The sequence below is a fragment of the Streptomyces sp. CB03238 genome (assembly GCF_002099185.1).
Classification (GTDB): domain Bacteria; phylum Actinomycetota; class Actinomycetes; order Streptomycetales; family Streptomycetaceae; genus Streptomyces.
In genome coordinates this window covers 67,149-82,009 of record NZ_NBCN01000011.1, presented here as the reverse complement: position 1 = coordinate 82,009, position 14,861 = coordinate 67,149, and the positions used below count along the sequence as shown (strand labels likewise).

Annotated in this window: 12 protein-coding genes and 1 pseudogene; 10 read left to right on the top strand and 3 right to left on the bottom strand. The window is 67.6% G+C overall.

The genetic code is table 11. The annotated features are described in order from the left end of the window. Positions 1–8: 8 nt before the first annotated feature. On the bottom strand, positions 9–323 hold the full coding sequence (locus BKD26_RS21465) for a hypothetical protein (protein ID WP_084900631.1): 315 nt from the start codon (positions 321–323) through the stop codon (positions 9–11). A gap of 272 nt (positions 324–595) precedes the next feature. Here BKD26_RS21465 and rpsF point away from each other — a divergent pair, with 272 nt between their 5' ends. The 4 genes from rpsF to rplI all read left to right on the top strand — a co-directional run bounded on the left by rpsF (position 596) and on the right by rplI (position 2,307). Then, positions 596–886: a 30S ribosomal protein S6 gene (rpsF, locus tag BKD26_RS21460; RefSeq protein WP_004950685.1), complete on the top strand. Its 291-nt coding sequence runs from the start codon at positions 596–598 to the stop codon at positions 884–886. Positions 887–962: 76 nt separating this feature from the next. After that, on the top strand, positions 963–1,544 hold the full coding sequence (locus BKD26_RS21455) for a single-stranded DNA-binding protein (RefSeq protein ID WP_084900628.1): 582 nt from the start codon (positions 963–965) through the stop codon (positions 1,542–1,544). 63 nt (positions 1,545–1,607) lie between these two features. Beyond that, on the top strand, positions 1,608–1,844 hold the full coding sequence (gene rpsR / locus BKD26_RS21450) for a 30S ribosomal protein S18 (protein WP_005315025.1): 237 nt from the start codon (positions 1,608–1,610) through the stop codon (positions 1,842–1,844). A gap of 16 nt (positions 1,845–1,860) precedes the next feature. Further along, complete coding sequence (rplI, locus tag BKD26_RS21445; RefSeq protein WP_084900626.1) at positions 1,861–2,307, top strand: 50S ribosomal protein L9; 447 nt, start codon at positions 1,861–1,863, stop codon at positions 2,305–2,307. A 132-nt stretch (positions 2,308–2,439) separates the two neighbouring features. On the opposite strand, the gene BKD26_RS21440 is transcribed toward rplI, so the two are convergent. Further along, complete coding sequence (locus tag BKD26_RS21440; protein ID WP_084900623.1) at positions 2,440–3,777, bottom strand: MATE family efflux transporter; 1,338 nt, start codon at positions 3,775–3,777, stop codon at positions 2,440–2,442. A 424-nt stretch (positions 3,778–4,201) separates the two neighbouring features. Between BKD26_RS21440 and dnaB the strand changes: the two genes are divergently transcribed. The 5 genes from dnaB to BKD26_RS21410 all read left to right on the top strand — a co-directional run bounded on the left by dnaB (position 4,202) and on the right by BKD26_RS21410 (position 12,692). After that, positions 4,202–5,692, top strand: a complete 1,491-nt coding sequence (dnaB, locus tag BKD26_RS21430) for a replicative DNA helicase (protein ID WP_073756467.1) — start codon at positions 4,202–4,204, stop codon at positions 5,690–5,692. A gap of 211 nt (positions 5,693–5,903) precedes the next feature. Further along, positions 5,904–6,686 carry a TnsA-like heteromeric transposase endonuclease subunit gene (locus BKD26_RS21425; protein ID WP_241518765.1) on the top strand — a complete coding sequence of 261 codons (783 nt, stop codon included), beginning with the start codon at positions 5,904–5,906 and terminating at the stop codon, positions 6,684–6,686. Beyond that, positions 6,683–8,824, top strand: coding sequence for a helix-turn-helix domain-containing protein (locus tag BKD26_RS21420; RefSeq protein WP_084900621.1), 2,142 nt, complete (start codon positions 6,683–6,685; stop codon positions 8,822–8,824). Before BKD26_RS21425 ends, BKD26_RS21420 begins: the two co-directional genes overlap by 4 nt. Further along, positions 8,821–9,957 (top strand): ATP-binding protein, encoded by a 1,137-nt coding sequence (locus BKD26_RS21415; RefSeq protein ID WP_084900618.1) that lies wholly within the window; start codon positions 8,821–8,823, stop codon positions 9,955–9,957. Before BKD26_RS21420 ends, BKD26_RS21415 begins: the two co-directional genes overlap by 4 nt. 635 nt (positions 9,958–10,592) lie before the next feature. Beyond that, the gene (locus tag BKD26_RS21410; RefSeq protein ID WP_241518764.1) at positions 10,593–12,692 is read left to right on the top strand and encodes a LysR family transcriptional regulator; all 2,100 of its coding nucleotides are present in this window, start codon (positions 10,593–10,595) and stop codon (positions 12,690–12,692) included. A 153-nt stretch (positions 12,693–12,845) separates the two neighbouring features. Here the strand turns inward: BKD26_RS21410 and BKD26_RS21405 are convergent. After that, positions 12,846–13,569, bottom strand: a pseudogene (locus BKD26_RS21405) (dienelactone hydrolase family protein). 121 nt (positions 13,570–13,690) lie between these two features. Between BKD26_RS21405 and BKD26_RS21400 the strand changes: the two are divergent. Next, complete coding sequence (locus BKD26_RS21400; RefSeq protein WP_084900613.1) at positions 13,691–14,788, top strand: MerR family transcriptional regulator; 1,098 nt, start codon at positions 13,691–13,693, stop codon at positions 14,786–14,788. Positions 14,789–14,861 lie beyond the last annotated feature (73 nt).

The following is a 14,861-nucleotide window of genomic DNA, read 5'->3' as shown; positions in this document are numbered from 1 at the left end:
AGGAGGGCCTAACCGAGGACACCGCCGAAGAGGCCGCCGTGTGCCATCCCGAGGCCGAAACCGATCGCCGAGGCCCCCATGCCGATGATCAGCAGGGTGCGCTCACGTGTGGTCTCGGAGATGTACTGGCCGTAGGCGCCGGTGACGATGCCCACCAGGCCGGCCCACGAGCTGATCAGGTGGAGGTTGTGGAACTGGGCCGTGATGAAGGCGAGCGCTCCGAGTACCAGGGTCACCGCCATCAGCGTGTCCTGGAGCGGATGGGGCTTGCCGTCCGTGGCGAAGAGCGACGAGGTGGGGTGACGGTGGAATGCCTGGGCCATGAGGTACCTCCTGGCTGTGCCGGAAGGCGGCGCATCGTAGCGCCGCACGCACCCGATGTGTACAGATTGCGTCCCCTGGCCACGGGATTTCAACCGGAAGCCGGTGTGCGGGTACTCTGTACGGTCTGCACCGGTGTCTGTCCATGTCCTGATCAGGGTCCCTCACTCGATGAGGGCGATTGTCAGTGGCGGCCGATACCGTTGCTTACGCATCACGACCCTCCTGCCACGGAACGACCGTGGCCGCTGAGTCCAAAGGAGGTGGGTTCCACATGCGTCACTACGAGGTGATGGTCATCCTCGACCCCGATCTCGAGGAGCGCGCTGTCTCCCCGCTGATCGAGAACTTCCTCTCCGTCGTCCGTGAGGGCAACGGAAAGGTGGAGAAGGTCGACACCTGGGGCCGTCGTCGTCTCGCTTACGAGATCAAGAAGAAGCCCGAGGGCATCTACTCGGTCATCGACCTGCAGGCCGAGCCTGCGGTCGTCAAGGAGCTCGACCGCCAGATGAACCTGAACGAGTCGGTCCTCCGGACCAAGGTCCTCCGTCCCGAGACCCACTGAGCAGCTAGCTCAGAGGTCATCGGGTTTCGAGTAGCAGCAGCAAGCAGCCAGAAGCAATCCCGCCGAGAGGTTCCCCATGGCAGGCGAGACCGTCATCACGGTCGTCGGCAATCTTGTCGACGACCCCGAGCTGCGCTTCACCCCGTCCGGTGCGGCGGTCGCGAAGTTCCGCGTCGCGTCCACTCCCCGCACCTTCGACCGTCAGACCAATGAGTGGAAGGACGGCGAAAGCCTGTTCCTCACCTGCTCGGTCTGGCGCCAGGCGGCGGAGAACGTCGCCGAGTCGCTCCAGCGAGGCATGCGCGTCGTCGTGCAGGGCCGGCTGAAGCAGCGGTCCTACGAGGACCGCGAGGGCGTCAAGCGCACGGTCTACGAGCTGGACGTCGAGGAAGTCGGCCCCAGCCTCAAGAACGCCACGGCCAAGGTCACCAAGACCACCGGCCGCGGTGGCCAGGGCGGCTACGGCGGCGGTCAGCAGGGCGGCGGCAACTGGGGCGGTGCCCCGGGTGGTGGCCAGCAGGGTGGCGGCGCTCCCGCCGACGACCCGTGGGCGACCAGCGCGCCGGCCGGCGGCAGCCAGCCGCAGGGCGGCGGAGGCGGCTGGGGCGGAAGCTCCGGCGGTGCCGGCGGCGGCTACTCGGACGAGCCCCCCTTCTAGGCCCCTCAGGGCTTTCAGGGCCCAGGCTCGTACCCCACTTCTTGATCACACAGGAGATACACCATGGCGAAGCCGCCTGTGCGCAAGCCGAAGAAGAAGGTCTGCGCATTCTGCAAGGACAAGACCGCGTACGTGGACTACAAGGACACGAACATGCTGCGGAAGTTCATTTCCGACCGCGGCAAGATCCGTGCCCGCCGCGTCACCGGCAACTGCACGCAGCACCAGCGTGACGTCGCCACGGCCGTCAAGAACAGCCGTGAGATGGCGCTGCTGCCCTACACGTCCACCGCGCGATAAGGGAGGGTGACGAAACATGAAGATCATCCTCAAGCACGAGGTCTCCGGCCTCGGCACCGCCGGTGACGTCGTCGACGTCAAGGACGGTTACGCTCGCAACTACCTGGTCCCGCGCGGTTTCGCGATCCGCTGGACCAAGGGTGGCGAGAAGGACGTGGCGCAGATCCGCCGCGCCCGCAAGATCCACGAGATCGCGACCATCGAGCAGGCCAACGAGATCAAGGCCCGGCTCGAGGGCACGAAGGTGCGCCTGGCTGTTCGCTCCGGCGACGCCGGCCGTCTCTTCGGCTCCGTGACCCCGGCGGACATCGCTTCGGCGATCAAGTCCGCGGGTGGCCCCGAGGTCGACAAGCGCCGTGTCGAGCTCGGCTCGCCGATCAAGACCCTGGGCTCGCACCAGGTCTCCGTGCGTCTGCACGCCGAGGTCGTCGCGAAGCTCGGCGTCGAGATCGTCGCCGCCTGAGCACTGCGCTCAGCGATCGCCTAGTCGCCTAGCGATCGTCCCGCGTGACAGAAGGGCCGCACCTTCGGGTGCGGCCCTTCTGCTGTGCTTGTGTGCCTTTGGCGACGTTTCACGTGAAACATGCCCCCTGGGTCAGCGAGTGGCGCCCGTGACCACCCAGCGGCCGGACCGCATGCGCAGCCAGAGCGTCAGCATCCGGACCGTCATCATCAGCCCCATGGCCCACCACAGGGCCGTCAGTCCGCCGCCGAGTGCGGGCACCAGCAGGGCGACCGGTGCGAAAACGGCGAGTGTCACGACCATCGCGCCGGCCAGATAGGGGCCGTCTCCGGCGCCCATCAGCACACCGTCCAGGACGAAGACCACGCCGGCGATGGGCTGCGAGAGCGCCACGACGAGCAGCGCGGGCAGGAGTGTGTCCTTCACGGTGGGATCGCCGGTGAACAGCGGGATGAAGAGTGGGCGGGCCAGGACGATCAGCGCGCCGAGCACCAGGCCGGAGGCGATGCCCCACTCCACCATGCGCCGGCAGGCTCTCCGTGCTCCATCGGCGTCGCCTGCGCCCAGGTAGCGGCCGATGATGGCCTGCCCTGCTATGGCGATGGCGTCCAGGGCGAAGGCCATCAGGCTCCACAGGGACAGGATGATCTGGTGGGCGGCGACATCGACGTCCCCCAGCCGGGCGGCGACGGCGGTGGCGATCATCAAGATCGCGCGCAGTGAGAGCGTACGGACCAGGAGGGGGACGCCTGCTTGGGCGCTCGCTCGTATGCCGGCGGCGTCCGGCCGCAGCGATGCGCCGTGGCGCCGTGCTCCCCGTACGACCACGAAGAGGTAGGCCGCGGCCATGCCACACTGGGCGATCACTGTGCCCCAGGCGGATCCTGCGATGCCGAACCCGGCGCCGTACACGAGCGCTACGTTGAGCACCGCATTGGCGGTGAAGCCGGCGATGGCGACGTACAGGGGGGTTTTGGTGTCCTGCAGGCCGCGGAGGACGCCGGTGGCGGCGAGCACGATCAGCATCGCCGGTATGCCGAGGCTGGAGATGCGCAGGTAAGTGGTGGCGTAGGGGGAGGCGGTGCCTGAGGCGCCGAAGACCTCGACCAGCCAGGGTGCCGTGGGCAGGGTGAAGGCGATGACGGCCAGGCCCAGGATCAGCGCCAGCCAGATGCCGTCCATGCCCTGGCGGATGGCCGAGGGCAGGTCACCGGCGCCTACCCTGCGGGCGACTGCCGCGGTGGTGGCGTAGGCGAGGAAGACGAAGACGCTCACGGCGGTGGAGAGCAGGGCGGCCGCGATGCCGAGACCGGCGAGCTGCGGGGTGCCGAGGTGGCCGACGATGGCGCTGTCGACCATCACGAAAAGCGGCTCGGCGACGAGCGCTCCGAAGGCCGGGACGGCGAGCGCGATGATCTCGCGGTCGTGTCGGCGTCGTTCGCTCTTCGGTCGCGCGGGGGCCTGGGTCATGGGAGCAATCTAATCTTCCACAGGTAAGAGATGCAAGGGCTATCTGATCCTTACCTATCACCTTGGTGGCGGCTGGTGTGTGCGCCGTTTGTTCTGATCTTGGTCCAGCCGGGAAAGTTTTTCTCCCCCACAGCCGGTGGATGGAAAAAGAGCAGGTCAGTAGGGGTCTCTCGGTCGGGCTATGAGTTTGTCCACACGGCTGTCCCCCGCTCCGTGCACAGGTTCTGCGGGGTTCTCCACAGCATCTGGGTCTTCACCCACAGGCCCTGTGGATAACCAGATTGGCTGACGGTGCCCGCGGGCCTACCGTGGTCCGGCGCTCGACGCGCCAGAAGCGGAGTTGAGCCTCTCGCTTTGTCAGTGTCGTGCCGTAGAAAGAGTGGCACGGCGAGGGTCCGCGGAGCGGACGGGAGGAGGTGGGCCGGTGAGCATTCCCGAGCCCTTGGACGACCCCTGGGCCGACACCGGTCCCAGCGACCGTCTGCCCGTCACCCGTCCGCGCGGCGGTGACAATCGCGGCCGCGGCATGGGCCGCGACGAGCAGCACGAGCGGGGCAGCGAGAGCGGCCCCTGGGACAGTGGCGCGGGCGGGTTCGAGCGAGTGCCGCCGCAGGACCTCGACGCCGAGCAGTCCGTGCTCGGCGGCATGCTGCTCTCCAAGGACGCCATCGCGGACGTCGTGGAGATCATCAAGGGCCACGACTTCTACAAGCCGGCCCACGAGACCATCTACACCGCCATCCTCGACCTCTACGCCAAGGGCGAGCCGGCCGACCCCATCACCGTGGGCGCCGAGCTGACCAAGCGCGGGGAGATCAACCGGGTCGGCGGTGCGTCGTACCTGCACACCCTGGTCCAGTCGGTCCCGACCGCGGCGAACGCCTCGTACTACGCGGAGATCGTCCACGAGCGTGCGGTGCTGCGCCGTCTCGTCCAGGCCGGCACCAAGATCACGCAGATGGGATACGCCGCCGACGGCGATGTCGACGAGATCGTCAACTCGGCCCAGGCGGAGATCTACGCGGTCACCGAGCAGCGCACGAGCGAGGACTACCTGCCGCTCGGCGACATCATGGAGGGCGCTCTCGACGAGATCGAGGCGATTGGTTCGCGCAGTGGCGAGATGACCGGCGTACCGACGGGCTTCACGGACTTCGACTCGCTGACGAACGGCCTGCACCCCGGCCAGATGATCGTCATCGCGGCCCGTCCCGCCATGGGAAAGTCGACGCTGGCGCTGGACTTCGCCCGCGCGGCGTCGATCAAGAACAACCTGCCCAGCGTCATTTTCTCCCTCGAAATGGGCCGCAATGAGATCGCGATGCGTCTGCTGTCGGCGGAGGCTCGCGTGGCGCTGCACCACATGCGTTCCGGGACGATGACGGACGAGGACTGGACGCGACTGGCGCGGCGCATGCCGGACGTGTCGCAGGCCCCGCTCTACATCGACGACTCCCCGAACCTGTCGATGATGGAGATCCGCGCCAAGTGCCGTCGGCTCAAGCAGCGGAACAACCTGAAGCTGGTCGTCATCGACTACCTCCAGCTGATGCAGTCCGGTGGCTCCAAGCGCGCCGAGAGCCGACAGCAGGAGGTATCCGACATGTCGCGAAACCTGAAGCTGCTGGCCAAGGAGCTGGAGCTTCCGGTGATCGCGCTCTCACAGCTGAACCGTGGCCCCGAGCAGCGTACGGACAAGAAGCCGATGGTCTCGGACCTCCGTGAGTCCGGCTCCATCGAGCAGGACGCGGACATGGTCATCCTGCTGCACCGCGAGGACGCGTACGAGAAGGAGTCGCCCCGCGCGGGCGAGGCGGACCTGATCGTGGCCAAGCACCGTAACGGCCCGACGGCGACGATCACCGTGGCCTTCCAGGGTCACTACTCGCGGTTCGTGGACATGGCGCAGACCTGATCGCCCGGTGTAGGGGGCCGACTTAGTTCAGCAATCGAGCCCGTATCTCAGCGGTACATCAGCAATGTCGGGCAGTTGAGCAGTCCCAAACCTCGATGGATCGCTGCCACTCAACTTGGTGGACCGAGTTCAACCATCGCATGGATACGGCCCTTGAGCCTCAGTTCTCCTGCCGTGGAAGTTCCCAGACCTTCTACGGAGAGGGGAAGTCGTGGGTACCCAGACGATGGGGTCGGACTGTGCTCCGCCTCGCAGAGCGCGGGCGGCGCGTGATGGCGCCGGGGGCGCGCTGGTCTCGCTGCGGACGGTGGACGACAGCACTGTTGAGAAGCCGATGAGGCAGCTGCGCTCGGCCCAGGTGACGCGGGCGAAGCCGTGGCGTACGTTCCGTAACCGCCATGGGCAGAAACACCATTCCGGCTACTACTGGTGCGCCACGACCGGCGGCCACGTCCTCTACGAGAGCCGCTTGGAACTCGCGCGGCTGATGCTGGCCGACTTCGACCCCCAGGTGGTGGAGATCGCGGCCCAGCCGTTCCGACTCCGGGCCAGGGTTGCCGGTCGGGCCAGGCGACATGTCCCGGACTACCTCCTCGTCCGGACTGACCGATCGGTGACGGTCGTCAACGTCAAGCCCTCCTCCCAGATGTCCAAGCCGGAGATCGCCGAGGCGCTCGCCTGGCCGGCGAAGTTGATCGAGGAACACGGGTGGGCCCACGAGATCTGGTCCGGCGAGGACCCGGTCCTCCTCGCGAACGTGCGGTTCTTGGCGAGCCAGCGCCGCGACGGGCTCGTGGCAGACGAGGTGCTGGACGAGGTTCTCGGTGCGGCAGCCGGAGGGGCGACGATCCGGGAGCTGCTCCTGCGGCTGCAGGCGACCTGGGAGCCCGAGTTGCTCAAACAGGCGGTGCTGAGACTGCTGTGGCAGCAGCGGCTCACGACAAATCTGCGGTGTCGGCTGGACAGCGACAGCAGGGTGGAGGTCTGCGCATGACGTCACAACGTACGGTGCTCGCGACCGGAGTCCGGCTGAGCTACGACGGCGGCCTGTGGCAGGTCTCCGAACTCGATGCCCCCAACGTGCTGCTGCGCGACGTGCATGGTGGGCTCCGGCAGGTCGACATCGGGCACCTGCTGTCGCAGCCCACGACCCGGTTGATCGACGCCGACTGCGCCGAGCCGATCGAGGGCGCCGGGGCAGACCTGAACAACCTCTCCAAGGAAGAGCGGGACGAACTGCTCGACCGCATCGGCCACATGCAGGAACTGCGGACGGGCTACCGGCGAGGACACGCCGAGCTGGCGCTGCCTGGTGAGCCGCGCCCGGAGTACGACCCCAGTGTCCGAAAGGGACAGCGGTACGCCGCCAAGGCCGCAGAGCTGGGAATCGGGGTGTCGACGGTGCGGGCCTGGCTGACCGGCTTTGAGAACGAGGGGCCGTCGGCTCTGCTGGACAAGCGGTGGACGCGGCGGCGGGATGTGCTGGCCGGGGTCGATCCGCGCTGGATCGCCATGGCCCGGACCGTTCTGAGCGAGCACACCGATGCGAGCCGGCCGACCCAAGACCTCCTGCTGGCCAAGATCCAGGCCCGGCTCGATGCCGAAGACGCCGAGCTGGAGGATCCGCCTCCACCGGTGAAGCCTCCCAAGACGACCAAAGGCCGCAAGATCCTGCGCGAACTCTCCCGAGGCACAGGCGCCTTCGGCGGCACCAAGAACAAGAGGTCTGCGGCAAACCGCCCGGAGACTCCCTACGGGCGGCTGCGGGCGACCCGGCCGGGCGAGTACCTCATCCTGGACACCACGCCCCTGGACGTCTTCGTCATGGACCCGGTCACACTGCGCTGGGTGACGGCCGAACTCACCGTTGCGATGGACCTTTACGACCGGGGCATCACCGGGCTGCGGCTGACACCGGTCTCGACGAAGGCGGTGGATGCCGCAGGGGTCCTCTTCGAGTCCGTCCGGCCGCTGCCGGACGACGCCGAGGGCTTCGTGACCAGCCGCAGCCTCTACCACGGGCTGCCTCGCAGCGTCGTCGTCGACGCTGCACAGCTGGCCGATGCCGACGGCAACCCGCTCCTGCCGTCCGTGGCCGCCGAGACCGTCGTGGTGGACAACGGCAAGATCTACATCTCGGAGCACTTGCTGAGCGTCTGCGAACGGCTCGGCATCTCGGTGCAGCCGGCTCGCGCCTACCAGGCCACCGACAAGGCCGCCTTGGAGAGATTCTTCCGCACCCTGCGAGAGCAACTGCTGGCTCCGCTCCCCGGATACAAGGGGCCGGATGTCTACAGCCGCGGCAAGGACGTCGAGAAGGACGCCTACTACTTCCTCGACGAAATGGAGGCGATCATCCGGCAATGGGTGGACCAGTGCTATCACCGGCAGAAGCACGCAGGGCTGTGCATCCCCGAGGTCCCCGGCCTCGACCTGTCTCCGCTGGAAATGTATGCACACGGAGTCAACCGAGCCGGCTACATCCAAGTGCCCGCCCGCACGGACCTGGTGTTCGACTTCCTGCCCGTCGAGTGGAGGACCGTCCAGCACTACGGTGTCGAGGTCGGCGGCCTGCGCTATGACGGCAAGGCACTGAACCCCTACCGGAACCGCACCAGCCCCTACACCGGAAAGCACACCGGCAAGTGGCCGCTGCGGATCGACCGCGACGACGTCAGCCGGATCTACTTCCAGGACCCGAAGACCAAGTCCTGGCACGCGCTTCGCTGGGAGCACGCCGACGCGGTCCGGGGCCCCTTCAGCGCCGAAGCCCTGGCCTACGCCCGCCAGCTGGCCGCGGCACAGCACCGGTTCCCCGACACCAAGCGGGCCCTTGCCGAGCTCCTGGAGCAGTGGGACGCCGGCCTCGCCCGCACCCCGGCCGAGCGCCGCATGGCGATCCGCCTGTCCGAGCAGCGCCTACGGCTGGTGCCGCCGGAAGCCGCGGAGGACAGCGAACCGCACGAGCTGCCCACGATCCCGTCCAAGAAGCAGACGCTCAAGCCCGCCGCTGAGGCAGAGTGTCTGGAAGAGGACGACCTCGGCGGGGACGACGACAGTGAGGAGGAACTCGACGCGGGCGACCCCGCGGAGACCACCGACTTCTACGCCACCGCCATGGAGATCGCATGAGTGCCCCGATCCGTTCCTTGGAGAGGGCCTACAGCCTCTCGGTCAAGCGCGGCTGGAACCGGTACGCAGGCGAGCCGGACCGTGTCCCTCCCGCGCTGCTGAGCACGCGCGAACTGGCCGCGCTGTCGTCGCGGGCCCGACTGGAGTACGAAGAACAGCGCGCGGTCTGGCACGCCAACATCGGCCCGATCAGGACGCCTCAACTGCAGTCGGTTCACCGGGACTTGTGGAACGTGCTCAAGTCCAACCGGCAGGACGGCGACAAAGTACGGCCCTCCGTGGTGATCGACGCCTTCCCCGGCCTCGGCAAGTCCACCATCGCGACGAGCTTCGGCCGTGACTTCCATCGCGCACAGATCGACCGCTACGGGACGCTGACCGAAGACGGGCAGGAACGCGTTCCCGTCGTCCGGATCCAGCTGACCGACAGGACCAGCCGGCGCGACTTCAACTCGGCCCTCTGCCGCTTCTTCACCCTCCCCGGCTACGACAGCGGCAACGCCAACCAGCTCGGGAACCGGGCCGCTGATGCGATCCTCAGCTGCGAGACGAAACTGATCATCGTCGACGACGTGCACTTCCTGGACATGCGACGCCGAGATGACCGTGCGGTCGCGAACCACTTCAAATCGCTCGCCAGCACCTTTCCCGTCACCTTCCTGCACGTCGGCGTCGGCCTGGAGGGCCGTGGCCTCCTGGACGAAGGACTGGGAGACGACGACGAGGACCTCGCACAGAACGGACGCCGCCTGACGCCCCTGACCGTGGAACCGTTCGAGGTCAAGACCGAGCCCGGACGCCGCATCTGGAGGGACCTACTCCTGGCCGTTGAGAAGAACGTCGTACTCGCGAACACACACCGGGGAATGATCGCCGACGAACTTTCGGACGAACTCTTCGCCCGCAGCACCGGTCACTTCGCCTCGCTGATGGCCCTGATCGCCCGCGGCTGCGAGCGCGCCATCGAGGACGGCGAGGAGCGATTGACCGTCGATGTCCTCAACCGGGTCAAGAACGACGCCGCTGCGGAGAAGGCACGCCTTGACATGGTCGCCGCCTTCGAGAGCGGCCGGCTGTCCAGCCGTCCAGGGCGGCAGGGTCGGCAGAGGAGACCCCTGAAGGCATCCGCATGAACGGGACCCTGGACACGATCCCCATCCGATTCCATCCACTGCCCGGGGAAGCTCTCGACAGTTGGCTGGACGCCTACGCACACCGACTTCAGGTCAGGACCAAGGACATCCTTGCCCTCGCGGGTCTCCAGTTGGAACACCACCCTGCACTCCGCGAGATGTTCGGATTGCGCCCCTGGACACCGGCTCATCATCCAGAGGACTTCGCCGCGCTGAGCGCCGTGACTGGAGTAGCGGTCGACGTCCTCGGAGGCATGACGCTCGCCCGTTATAACGGACGACTCCTCACGATCGATCACCGATCCGGGCAGCGGACACGGGGCGACTGGTGGCACCGGACGAGACCATCGCGCTTTTGCCCTGGCTGCCTCACCGACAACGCCGGCCGGTGGCCGCTGTCCTGGCGCCTGCCCTGGTCTTTCGCCTGCGTGACCCACAAGTGCCTGCTCGTTGACAACTGTCCCCGATGCACCCGACCCGCCCGGCTCAACTGGAGCCTGCGGATCCGGCCGGTCCCGGGCTTCTGCCGTCGCCCCAGGCTCTCCACGGAGCCAGCCCCCTCTGAGGCCGGAACCTCTCGCTGCCTGGGCGACCTCCGCCGGGCAGCGACCGTTTCGCTCCCGCAGGATGGCCGCGTGCTGGCGGCACAAGAACGGGTCGATGGCCTGATCGCGGAAATCCTGGACGCGGTCGGCACTGGCGACGCCGACCACCGACCTCCGTCCCTGGGCAGGCTTCAGGACCTGGATGCCAGCGCCCGCGCCGCGCTGGCCGCAATCCACTTCAGCAGCGAACTGCCGCTCCATGCCCGTGACCTACTCGTCGAGCTCAAGGTGACGGATCCACGGACCCTAAGGGAAGACCAGTCACACGGTGGATCGCAGCCGCTCCAGGCCAGAAGCATGGCTTTTGCCATGGCGGTTGCAACGCACATGCTTCGCAACGGGCTGGACGAACTGCAGCCCGACACCACGCGGTGGCTCTTGACGACTGCGCATGGAGTGCGCAAGAACGAGGCCATCCCGACCGCCGGGAAGATCCTCACGCGGTGGGATCGGGCAACCCCAGAGCTGCAAGGCGTTCTTCTCAAAGAACTCGCTTCAACGCTGCAGCCGCACGAACGTCTCCGTTACAGGACCGCCAGCCCACGCCCAAGCGCTCCGGCCCGCGGCACCGCGATCGAGCGTTCACGAAAGGTCCCCACCTGCCTATGGCGCGGAATCGCTCTTCCCCTCACCCCGCCCGGACTCTTCGGCCGACTGCCCATCGGTTTCAGAGTCGCCCTCAGCCGGATGGTGTTGGCCGTCGGCAGCGGCACCACTCAAGAGGAAGCCAGGCGCCTCCTCTTCAACTACGACCCTGCCGGACTCGGGCTTCAGTACAGCGCCATGACGAGCAAGCTGCAGCGTTCCGGGCATCTGGATCAAGTGCTCTCCGCTGTCACCCAGCTTGCCGATCACCTCGACGAGCACAACAGCCCCATCGACTACGCACGCCGCCGAGCCCAGTTCTTGAACGCGGACCTCGACTGGCAGGCACTTGCCCAGTTCTATGACGCCGTTGGCAGAACTCGCCCCGCGCCTCCTGAACAGCGACTTCTGCGGGTGAGGCTCATCGAACGGCTGACAGGGACCCACCCTCGCTTCCTGATGCCGCCCATGAACCTCGCCGGCGCACACGTCCACGTCTACGAACGAGCAGGACTACGCCTGCACGCCGATGTGAGCGACCACCTCGATGACCAGGCCAGCCGGCTGCTTCAACAGGCCGGCATCAACGAACCCATCCGGTGGGAACCCCCACAGGACTGGATCAACCTCGCCACCTGTGACCTTCCGGGGCCTGCTCCGGACGGCATTCCCACCGCCCGGCTCTGGACAGCTGTCCGAAGTGGAGACGGCGTCGAGGCGATCGCTTCTCAGCTCAGCACGAGCATCGAGCACATCCGTCTGACCGCGGAGCGTCATCCTCTCCCCACCGGGAAATCTCCAACATCGTGCGCACCGAAGATCCCACGCAACCGAACTCCCACAACGAAAGAGCTCCAAGAACTGATCGCACAGGGGCTCAGCAACAGGAACATTGCGAAGGCCCTCGGCTACAGCAACACTTTCGTGCGGCGGCTCCTCTGCGAGCGAGGACTGACCTCAGCGTTTCTCTCCGGAGGGCAGCGGTCCATCCACATCGACCCCAACCACCTGCGTCACGAGTACGAGGTCAAGCACCGCACCTACGCTGCAATCGCAGAGAGCATGGGCGTCAGCACGCACACGATCCGAGCCCGAGCCGCTGAGCTGGGAATCGTCTCCCGCAAAGACTCCCGCGAAGATCATCCCCTTGCCCAGCTCGGCGGCCCGGATGACTTTCCACCCGCCGTCTGGGACACCTTTACAGGCAAAGGTGCCGAGACAAGAGTCCGGCGTCTTCTCCTGATCACAGCTCTGCCCACGAGCACCATCGCCGCAGCAGCCCGATCCCTCAACATCACCCCATGCAACGTCCACGCCACCATGAAGAAGCTGGAACGAGCAGCTGGCACAACGCTGTTCAGGCGGTCAACGAAGGGCATGACAACAAACCTCACTCCGGCCGGCGAGGTTTTCGCCCATGCCATACGCGAGTCTCTCTCGCGCGTCGACGCAGCCCGGACAACGTCGGATACGTCGCAAGCCAGGACCAAGGGCGCTGCGGAGCAGACAGCCAACTTCACTCACGAACTCGCGGAGGCGCCGTGAAAAGTGCTCGACAACCCCTGGCTGGCCCCTCTGAACACTGCTCATCAACGAAGAATCACGCTGGTCGACATGCTCAACTGTGTCCGCTGCCTACACCCGGCCTGTCGGTTCTCAGGCTCCCTGTTATGACGATGGCAGTCCCAACGCTCCAGCTCACTGCGTTATGGGCAGGCACTCGGAGAGCAGGTCGACGATGTCGCGCCAGGCCCGCTGCGCGTGCTGAGGGTGGTAGCCGACGCCGGGGAGCACGGTTTGGTCGACCGGCGGGTGGTGGAAGGCGTGCAGGGCTCCGCCGTAGACCACGAGGCGCCAGTCGACGCCCGCGGCCTGCATCTCGGCAGTGAACGCGTCCCGTTGCTCAGCGGGCATGATCAGGTCCTCTGATCCGACCCGGCTCACACGGGGCAACGGATGCGCGCCGCCTCGCCCGGTCGGCCCGTGGTCAGTGCGTTGACCGTCCCGATCGCCCGCAGATTGAGGCCGTCGCGCCCGAGTTCCAGCACGATTGCGCCCCCGGTGCCGTAGCCGATAGCGGCGATCCGGTCGGGGTCGGTCCGCGGTTCAGCACGCAGCACATCGAGTGCCGCATGGCCGATACCCCGCATCCGGACGGGGTCGGCGAGCAGCGGGGTCACGCGCGCCAGCATCTCCTGTGGGTCGGTGAACCAGCGCCCGCCGTGGAGGTCGAAGGCCAGCGCCACGTACCCCAGTTCGGCGAGGGCGTCGACCCGGCGGCGCTGGAAGTCGTTCAGGCCCGGCCCTCGGGCCCGATCAGGACTGCGGGCCGGCGGTCGATACCGGCGGGGAGCGCGAGGTGCCCGATCATCGTCAGGCCGTCGGCCGGGTATGCGACCGTGCGCGTGGTGACCGTCGTCATGAGACTGGACTGTAGTGATGGTCGAACCCTGTCGGGCCGGTCTTCACCGCCAGACGAGCGGCGTGCCTACAGGTCCGGGGCGTTTGACCTTCACGTTGCTTGAAGGCTGACAATCGCGGCCATGGACGAGGAGATCGACGGGATTGCCGGGGCCGAAGCGCGGTTGAGCATCGGGGCCTTCGCCCGGCGGGTGGGGCTGGCGCCGAGTGCGTTGCGGTTCTACGACGACTGCGGTGTGCTGCGCCCCGCTCACGTCGACGGCGTGACGGGTTACCGCTACTACGAGCCGGGCCAGGAGGCGCGTGCCGGGCTGGTGCGGCGGCTGCGGGAGGCGGGGCTGCCGCTGGTGGACGCCTTGGTGGTGCTCGACGGCGATCAGGAGGCGGCCCGCGCGGTGCTGGAGGGCCATGCGCGAAGGAGCCGCGACATGGCGGCGGCGGCCCAGGCGGCCGTCGAGGACATCCTGCGCGACCTGCCCGGTGCATCGGGAACGACGCCGGGGACGGGAACACGGGCCAGGGTCGGCGGAGCGGAGTTCGCCAGCGCCGTACGGCAGGTGGCGCCGGCCGCGGCCGGGGCGGGCGTAGGGGAGGAGTTCCGCGAGCTCGGCTGTGTGCTGCTGGAACTCGACGGACAGGAGGTGCGGTTGGTGGCAACCGACCGCTTCCGTCTGGCGGTCCGGGTGCTGCGGGCCGAGGCCGGCGGGGGCGGGCCGCGTCAGGTGCTGGTGGACGCCGCTGAGATGAGGGACATCGCCTCCTGGGCGCTGTGGCTGCCGGAGTTCACCATTGAGACCGACGGGCCGGGCGCCTGGGTCCGCAGTGGGGACCGGGCGCGTGCTGTGCCGGTCGTCGACGGGGCCTTCCCGGACTACCGGATGGTTCTGGACGGCCTGCCACCGCACCGGATCATCACCGGGCGGGGCGAGCTCCGCGAGGCGCTGGCAGGCCGTTGCGGGAGCCCGGTGGTCGCCCTGCACACCGAAGAGCGCCGGCTGGTGGCCACCGCCCCCGGCACGGAACGCACCACGCTGCGCGCCATCTGCACCGGACCGGCGCTGCGTATCGCCTTCGACCCGGACGTGCTCGTGGCAGCGCTTGACGCAGGGGTGGGCCCGGACGTCCTGCTGGAGATCTCGTCGCCGACGCAGCCGGTCGTGGTCCGTTCAGCGGACCAGGGCAGCTTCACCACGCTGGTCATGCCGGTCCGGGAGACGTGAGGAGACGACACGGATTCCGCCAACACCGTCGTACGGCGCTGTACGGCCAAGCGGGGGCTAATGCGGTCGACGG

Excerpts from the sequence above, each read along its gene's own strand:
- BKD26_RS21415 (WP_084900618.1), top strand. The coding sequence starts at position 8,821 with ATGAGTGCCCCGATCCGTTCCTTGGAGAGGGCCTACAGCCTCTCGGTC.
- BKD26_RS21465 (WP_084900631.1), bottom strand. The coding sequence starts at position 323 with ATGGCCCAGGCATTCCACCGTCACCCCACCTCGTCGCTCTTCGCCACG.
- rplI (WP_084900626.1), top strand. The coding sequence starts at position 1,861 with ATGAAGATCATCCTCAAGCACGAGGTCTCCGGCCTCGGCACCGCCGGT.
- BKD26_RS21400 (WP_084900613.1), top strand. The coding sequence starts at position 13,691 with ATGGACGAGGAGATCGACGGGATTGCCGGGGCCGAAGCGCGGTTGAGC.
- BKD26_RS21440 (WP_084900623.1), bottom strand. The coding sequence starts at position 3,777 with ATGACCCAGGCCCCCGCGCGACCGAAGAGCGAACGACGCCGACACGAC.
- BKD26_RS21420 (WP_084900621.1), top strand. The coding sequence starts at position 6,683 with ATGACGTCACAACGTACGGTGCTCGCGACCGGAGTCCGGCTGAGCTAC.
- BKD26_RS21455 (WP_084900628.1), top strand. The coding sequence starts at position 963 with ATGGCAGGCGAGACCGTCATCACGGTCGTCGGCAATCTTGTCGACGAC.
- rpsR (WP_005315025.1), top strand. The coding sequence starts at position 1,608 with ATGGCGAAGCCGCCTGTGCGCAAGCCGAAGAAGAAGGTCTGCGCATTC.
- rpsF (WP_004950685.1), top strand. The coding sequence starts at position 596 with ATGCGTCACTACGAGGTGATGGTCATCCTCGACCCCGATCTCGAGGAG.